Source organism: uncultured Gimesia sp., assembly GCF_937919775.1.
Classification (GTDB): Bacteria; Planctomycetota; Planctomycetia; order Planctomycetales; family Planctomycetaceae; genus Gimesia.
In genome coordinates this window covers 1-7,421 of the sequence record NZ_CALFPF010000129.1, presented here as the reverse complement: position 1 = coordinate 7,421, position 7,421 = coordinate 1, and the positions used below count along the sequence as shown (strand labels likewise).

The following is a 7,421-nucleotide window of genomic DNA, read 5'->3' as shown; positions in this document are numbered from 1 at the left end:
CCCTCTTATTACCAGCCGTACAGCAGGCGCGTGAAGCAGCCAGACGTTCGAGTTGTAAGAATAATCTGAAACAGATCGGGCTTGCATTACATAATTACCATGAAACGCATCGCGTATTTCCTTTTTCAACGATCTGCCGAGTGAATGCGGCTTCCACGGCTCCGGGAAGCACCTCAAACAGCAGGCAGGGTTGGTTTCACATGCTGCTGCCGTTTGTCGATCAGGCGCCCCTCTATAATAAAATCACTCCCCGCATTCAGAACAACGAATTCCCCGGAGGCTGGCCTGAAGCCACCACACGAATTGCTCTCTTCAGTTGCCCCTCCGATCCCAAAGCTGGCAAAATTGACCAACAGGGTTTCCATGGAAATTATCTGCTCTGTTCCGGGTCGACTGCACAAGGTTTAGCCAGCATCTATCCCAGATTAAACGGGATGTTCTATAACCTTTCCAGCACTAAAATACGTGATATTGTTGACGGAACCTCGACGACCATTATGGGCAGCGAAATCAACATTGCCGAAGATCATATTGCCGCTTCGGGAGCAGGCAATGTGGTCTGTGGCGGAACACACGACTTACGCGGCCGTTATGGTAACAGCTATCACAACGGCGGTCTGACCTTTACCACCATCCGACCGCCGAACACACCCACCGGTGATGTCGCCCAATACTGTAACGGTACGGAAGACGCGCCCTGTCGTGCCTGTTCGGGTGAAAACAATGAAATTCACGCCCGCAGCCGCCACGAAGGGGGCGTGCATACTCTGATGGGCGACGGTGCCGTTCGCTTTGTTTCCGAAAATATCGACACCGCGCTCTTCCAGGCACTGGGAACCCGTGAAGGAAAAGAGACCATCGGAGAATTCTAAACGACATTTCAAGTAACCAGAGTAGCCTGTGAACCAATCTACGCGGATCACAGGCTGCCTCTTTCTTCTCAACCTGAGTCAGCAATGGAAAACAAAGGCAGCACGAGGCGCGCTCGCCTCACTGATCAAAGGAACGATAATGCGAGGTAATTCAACCAGAGCTCAACTGGCCTGTTATGCGATTTGTCTACTGCTCCTCACAGGTTGCGGCGGGTCTTCGAAAGCCCCCGCTACCGTGAAAGTGGAGGGAACCGTCACCTTCGATGGCGAACCTCTGACTCAAGGGAGTATTGTCTTCGACCCGGCTGACGGAAAAGGGGGCTCCTCCGCCGGCGGCATCGAACATGGCAAATTCCAGTTCGAAAGTCAGCTTGGCCAGAAAAAAGTGCTGATCTCAGCCTCACGCGACACCGGCAAAAAAGACCAGTACGACGAACCGATCACGGAATCTTACATCCCTGCAAACTACAACTCTCAAACAACGCTCACCGCCGACGTCAAAGCGGGCGGTGAGAATAAATTCGAATTCGCGCTGAAGTCGAAATAAGCAGTCGTCAAAATCAGAACAGCCCCGTTACAAGCGTAACCGGGCTGTTTTTTTTAGTGACGAGAACACATCGGTTGTGACATTAATTCAAACCTGCCGACAGGTGATGCAGTACTTCTGGAGTTCGAGGAACGATTCCTTAATTCCATTCACCAGTTGCTCGGCTGTCTCTGCTTCGGGCAGTTCGTTTCCAATAATCACATCGCAGTTAAAGGGAACGAGCAACGCCTCGCCGCGGGGCAATGCGCGACCGAGGCCGTGCATCATTACCGGCGTCACGCGGGTATCGGTGCGGTCATGCACGATATGATAAATGCCGCGTTTAATTTCACTCAGTTCTTCCGGGTTCCCCCGACTCCCTTCCGGAAACAGAATCAGAATGTCCCCCTGATCCAACGCCTGATGGCAGCCGGCAAACAGTTCGGCTTTTCGCTGGCGTCCCGCGCGACTGATGGGAATGATGCCGATACAGTTGAGCGCAAACCAGGAGAGAAACCGGTTCTTCAGAAAATAATCCGCGGCGGCGACGGGGCGCACTCTGTGCAATTTGGATAACGGATACAGGCTCATCAGCACCAGCGTATCGAGGTGGCTGTTATGGTTTGCCGCAATCATCGCGGGCCCCTGCTGCGGCAGATTCTGTTTTCCGCGCAGGTTCAAACCGAGCACGATAAAGACGATCGGCCTGACGATCACCGCAAAAAACAGGATTTTGAGCAGACGATCCATGTTCTAATAGTTCACATAATACAGGAAGTGAAAAAACAGAGGCGAGGTAAACATCAGGCTGTCACAACGATCCAGGATGCCGCCATGGCCGGGGATCAGAGTCCCGCTGTCTTTGATTTCCAGATCACGTTTGAGTGACGAGATCACGACATCGCCGATAAAACCGGAGCAACTGATCAAGAGACCGGCCAGCAGACTGAAGCGAAACGTGAGCGGCGTCAGATAAGGTCCGAGAAAACCGGAGACGAGCGCAATCGTCAACACGCCCCCCAGGAAACCTTCCCAGGTTTTATTAGGACTGACTTTGGGGATGATTTTATGTTTGCCCAGCAACTTGCCCCAGATGTATTGGCAGACATCATTGAACTGTGTCATGAACAGTAAAAAAATCACGAGCCCGATACTGCCCGCTTCCGGATTTTCTATCGGCAGCACCAGCAGATACGCGATATGGCTGATACAGAACACCGTGAGCATCACCGCCCAGTGAATCGTACCCGCGGAATGAATAAAGCCTTTGGTCTCGCCAATCAGGACCATTCGCATCGGCAATAACAGAAAGACATACACGGGAATAAAAATGATAAACATACCATACCAGCCAATACTGACCAGATAATATTGAATCGGGATCGAAACATAAGCCCAGAACAAAACGCGCCGGTCCGCCTGACGTGTCGGCACGATCGAGAAAAACTCTTTCAGCGCCAGAAAACTGATGAAGGCAAACAGGATGATGGCGGCGGTGGGACTGATCACCAGACAGACAAACAGGATCCCAATCATCCACCACCAGGACTGAATCCGCTGTCGCAGCTCTGTGTAATCTTTGTCAGGTTTCCTGCGGGCCAGGATCAAACGGCTGGTGGACGCGGTCAGCAACAGTCCCAGCACAACCAGCATGGCATAAAACGAATGCGGCGGGATATTGAACATCATCAGGTTTCCAGAAATCGATAGGCAGAAATGGTACGACGGATGCAGGTAATCACACAGCCGACAGAGATCAGAACAATCGCGATCAGCAAGCTATAATCTGTATGACGGATCACAACTTCGATGGCTGCAAACACACAGGCAAACGTCAGCACCGCCATGCGATGCTGCTTGGCCATCGGCCCCTTGAAATCCACGGGCGCCCCGATACTGGCGTTCAAAGTACGAATATAAGCCGTCATCACCGCCAGCAGACCGGCACACCAGCCGAGTTCGCCACCATAACCGACGACATGAATCGCGTAACCGGCAGAAACCAGGATCAAAGGGTCCGCCACGCGATCGGGAATATCGTTAAACAGCTCACCCGATTTGGTACTCTTGCCCCCTTCGACGGCGACCATCCCGTCGAACAGGTTACAGAGTAAGCGACATTGAATGAACAGACCGGCCAGAATCAGCAGCCACCAATGCTCATACCGGGCGAACAGCAGAAAACAGCCGGCAGACAGGGCAGCGAAAAAGACGCTGGTGACCGAGATCTGATTGGGAGTGATATTTTTACCACTCAGGTAACGCGCAAACGTATTTACGATTTTGACATCGCGCACTTTGAGCGGACGACGGGCACTGGGCTCACTCATATCAGGTGTTTCCCTGCTGCTGAAACAGTTTCAATAATTTCCAGGCGGTAAAAATACAGAATGAAATCCCGACAGTGAGCGCTGGAACAATCGTGGCAAACACGCGCGGGGTTCCCATCAGCGTGTGTATATTCACGAGACAGAATCCGGTTAAACTGTTAATTAAGATGGCAGGAAAGATCACTTTCGCGAAGGGCTTTTGAAAATGATGAAACAGAAACGTGACCGCATGCACCATAAACAGTGTGATCAGAAAACTGGCCGTCCCCTGTGTGAGTGCAGCGACCACCCCCGATTGCGGCGAACTGGCGGAATTAACGTGGTAAGCCCAGCCCCCCCACAGCAGAAATGCCAGGATCGCGGAGAGAAAATTAAACAGCCGCGTCGTGCGAATACTCTGTTCCATGGACGGCTGCTCATTCCTCAAAGAAGTCATTTCGCTGGAAGCGTTTAAAAATTCAAACCCTGTGTTCGACGTCAAAATGATCAAAATTCACGTTCGGCAAGTATTCTGGCAGGCTTTAGATTCGCAAGCAAGCGTGAAGCAGATAAGAAAGAGGAACAAGCATCGTTTCATTACCGTAATGGCTGGTTTATCGGCTTTAATTGGTGGTTTTTGTCTCAGTTTGATTCGACCTGTCGCACTGAACTTTTTTGATTCGCTCGACTAATTTTTCCAATATCGCTTTATCAGGACCACTGTTTCCGACAGGACTGCGGATAAAAAAACGAATCCTGTTTCCCATCCCGAAGATGACTACTGAGAGCGGCAACCAGATTTTCTGCAGGAACCCAGGTCGTGTTTCTTAATTCGAATTCGTTTTTGTCAAAGAAAAAACCATCGAGATGTGTAATCAAAAATGGACCGGGGAGGAACCGGGGCTAACGCCCTGCGGCTAATAAGTCATTCCGGCTGTCAAAGTACCTGAAAACAAGATCAGCCGCACGGCGTTAGCCGCGGTTAAAACCGACCTGGGTTAGATTGCGGTCCTGGGAATCACATTCAAAACCAATAAATAAACACGACCTGACTCCATTCGCTCATGCTCATTGGTTTCACATTTCATGCGAAGTTCCCGGGTTGTGTGCAGTTTTCATAATTTCTAAATCAGCACACTGATTAGTGCTATTGAAAAAAGACACTCAACAACACAAGGATCACTGCAATCAGAAATGCCCCGGCGATGGCAAGACCGATTGGTGTTCCAAAAAAGGATTCCACTCCCACGGCTGCAGAACGTTCTGTTTGAAAATCAAAGCGATAATTCCCTGAGACGACAGATTTATCGGTCAATTGTACTTCCGCAATCGCATCCGAGATAATTTTGTCCTGATCCTGCAACCGAATACTGGCAATTTCATGGATCGAAATCGGCTCGCTGAGTTTCCAGATCAGTCCTGCTTTAGCGGATGTATTGAGTTTGGCTCCCAGATTCGTTTTGAATCCATCCTGAGAAATCACCAGCACTTCATAATCAGGAAGTGCGTCCTTCTGTTTGAACAGAGGCAGATCATGATCGCGGGGTTCCTCGTTTGCATCAAGTGCGGTGACTTTGATTTGCGTCAGGCCTTCACTGCGCACTGCTGCAAGAACGACACAGGAAAGCACGCTGATGATGATAACGAGACAACAAATCCAGCTTGTGATTTGCCAGGGAGCAGCCGTTGTTTTTGCCTCACTCAATTCATCAGACATGTCTCACAAGTTTCCAAATACAAAGATCGTGTTGTATGGCTCACTGATTCTACTCAAGCCATCGGGAAAAACTGCACGCCTAACAGAACAATGATAAAACCGGCAACTCCCATCATGGCGGTTAAGGGGGTGACGTATTTCAGGGTTTCGCCTTCGGTCATGCCGCTCATTTTTCCGATGACCCAGAAGCCGCTGTCGTTCATCCAGGAGATCGGTTTCGAACCGCAGCCGATGGCCAGTGCCAGATAAACCGGGTGAAAACCGAGCGTTGTCGATTCGGCGATACCCCCTAGAATGCCGACCGTGGTGATCATGGCGACCGTCGATGAACCCTGCGCGCTGCGGATCGCCGTCGTAATCAGAAACGCCAGCGTCACCAGCATCAGCGGAGAAACATCGGGCAGCGATTCGATCAGAAAGCTGACCCCCGTCTGTTGTAACACGCCGCCAAACGCGCCGCCGGCGGCCGTGATCAGAATAATCACACCCCCCGTGGAGAGCGCAGCCTGAATGGATGTCGAAAGGGCGGCCAGAGAAGACTTCTTCTGGCGAATCAAGGTGATCAGCGCGATCACCGTTGCGATGCCCAGCGCCATATTTTTATTCCCCAGCGTCACGATCAGCGACTGCACCTCGGGGGAACACAGATTTTTGATCGATTCAAACTTCAACATCGTGGAACCGGCGATTAAAAACACGGGCAGCAGAATCGGGGTCAGCGACAACCAGAGCGCGGGCAGGTCTTCCAGTCGACTGGATGCCAGTTTTGTCAGATCTTCTTTCGTCACATCGGCCGAATCCCGGAACGGCAGAACACAGCGTTTGTTGATCATAACCGCGTAACCCAGACCAATCAGCGCCGCGATACTGCCGACAATCATGCCGCCGATCATCATGGTCGCGATATCCACGCCCAACTGCTCTGCGACAAACAACGGGCCGGGTGTCGGCGGGACCAGCGAATGGGCCATCGTGCCTCCGGTGACAATCGCCAGCACATACAAGAGATAGTTCTTGCCGGTGCGGAACCGCATCGCCTTGCCCAGTGGAATCAACAGATAAAACACCGTATCAAAGAAAACGGGAATCGCCAGTAAGAAGCCGCTCGCCATAAACGCCAGTGGTGCCAGTTTCTCGCCGACAAAGTTGATGGCCGAACGGACAATGCGTTCGGCGGCACCGCTTTCCAGCAGACACATGCCGATGATGGCGGCCAGCGCGATCAGGATACCGATTTTCGCACAGGTGGAACCAAAGCCGTCGGCCACCCGTTCTCCCACCGATTGTTTCCCCTCCATGATGGCAGCCTGATAGTTGGCAGGGGTAATCGCAAAGTCATTTAGTCGAATCTGACGACTGGCACTGTCATCGCGCACGCTCAGGTCGGCAATCATCATTCGTTTACTGCCTTCGGTAAACTTCGCCGTCACGCGCTCCACGCCCATTTCCGCGACCGGAATCAGCGGAAAATCGGGTTCTTCCGTCCCCAGAATGAGCAGCAGCATGCCGGGCTGAATCATGCCCGCCTTTTCCACTTCGATGACGACCTTGCGGTTGTCCTCGCTGACCTCAATGATTTTCAGCTTGTTTTTGCGGAGTGCCGTCTCTTCGATCTGTTGAGCAGGCGTCAAAACGCCTACACAAATGGCCCCCGCCAGTAACGCCAGGAAGGCGTGCAGGCGAAAAAAGAGGACGCCGCCAATGACAATGGCCACTCCCGACAAAATCACAACGATGACCCAAGCGCTTTGTTCCATTGTTCTGCCAGTCTGGTTTTCAGGTTCAGATTATTTTATTTCGTGAAAATCGCCAATTCTTCGACACATTCAGATCAAGAGAGGGTTAAATAGACATCAGCCATTCATTCGAGTCTGTCTGACTCCTGGATCGACCACAGGAACCCACTTATTCCCTTTCAAATCAGGTGAAAAGTCATGATGAGTTTTTCCGTGAAACGAATGACACAAATTGTTTGTATTTTTCTGTTTACAGTGTCG

9 protein-coding genes are annotated in these 7,421 nt (G+C 51.4%); 3 read left to right on the top strand and 6 right to left on the bottom strand.

From position 1 onward, the window contains the following. Together Q0294_RS03540 and Q0294_RS03535 are read left to right on the top strand one after the other, a co-directional pair. Positions 1–872 (top strand): DUF1559 domain-containing protein (locus Q0294_RS03540; RefSeq protein WP_299460988.1); only part of this gene is annotated, 872 nt, incomplete at its 5' end. Between the two features lie 139 nt (positions 873–1,011). Continuing rightward, positions 1,012–1,419, top strand: coding sequence for a hypothetical protein (locus Q0294_RS03535; RefSeq protein ID WP_299460987.1), 408 nt, complete (start codon positions 1,012–1,014; stop codon positions 1,417–1,419). A gap of 87 nt (positions 1,420–1,506) precedes the next feature. On the opposite strand, the gene Q0294_RS03530 is transcribed toward Q0294_RS03535, so the two are convergent. From Q0294_RS03530 to Q0294_RS03515, 4 genes are read right to left on the bottom strand one after another with little or no spacing between them, the layout of a single operon-like run. Continuing rightward, complete coding sequence (locus Q0294_RS03530; protein ID WP_299460985.1) at positions 1,507–2,148, bottom strand: lysophospholipid acyltransferase family protein; 642 nt, start codon at positions 2,146–2,148, stop codon at positions 1,507–1,509. A gap of 3 nt (positions 2,149–2,151) precedes the next feature. Then, positions 2,152–3,084, bottom strand: coding sequence for a phosphatidate cytidylyltransferase (locus tag Q0294_RS03525; RefSeq protein WP_366917900.1), 933 nt, complete (start codon positions 3,082–3,084; stop codon positions 2,152–2,154). Positions 3,085–3,086: 2 nt separating this feature from the next. Beyond that, positions 3,087–3,728, bottom strand: coding sequence for a CDP-alcohol phosphatidyltransferase family protein (locus Q0294_RS03520; protein ID WP_299460981.1), 642 nt, complete (start codon positions 3,726–3,728; stop codon positions 3,087–3,089). 1 nt (position 3,729) lies between these two features. After that, on the bottom strand, positions 3,730–4,134 hold the full coding sequence (locus tag Q0294_RS03515; protein ID WP_299460979.1) for a hypothetical protein: 405 nt from the start codon (positions 4,132–4,134) through the stop codon (positions 3,730–3,732). Between Q0294_RS03515 and Q0294_RS03510 the strand changes: the two genes are divergently transcribed. After that, positions 4,133–4,399 carry a hypothetical protein gene (locus Q0294_RS03510; RefSeq protein ID WP_299460977.1) on the top strand — a complete coding sequence of 89 codons (267 nt, stop codon included), beginning with the start codon at positions 4,133–4,135 and terminating at the stop codon, positions 4,397–4,399. The genes Q0294_RS03515 and Q0294_RS03510 overlap by 2 nt on opposite strands. 455 nt (positions 4,400–4,854) lie before the next feature. Here Q0294_RS03510 and Q0294_RS03505 read toward each other — a convergent pair whose 3' ends face one another. Next, complete coding sequence (locus Q0294_RS03505; RefSeq protein WP_299460975.1) at positions 4,855–5,424, bottom strand: hypothetical protein; 570 nt, start codon at positions 5,422–5,424, stop codon at positions 4,855–4,857. Positions 5,425–5,477: 53 nt separating this feature from the next. Beyond that, positions 5,478–7,181 (bottom strand): SLC13 family permease, encoded by a 1,704-nt coding sequence (locus tag Q0294_RS03500; protein WP_299460973.1) that lies wholly within the window; start codon positions 7,179–7,181, stop codon positions 5,478–5,480. Between the last annotated feature and the right edge of the window lie 240 nt (positions 7,182–7,421).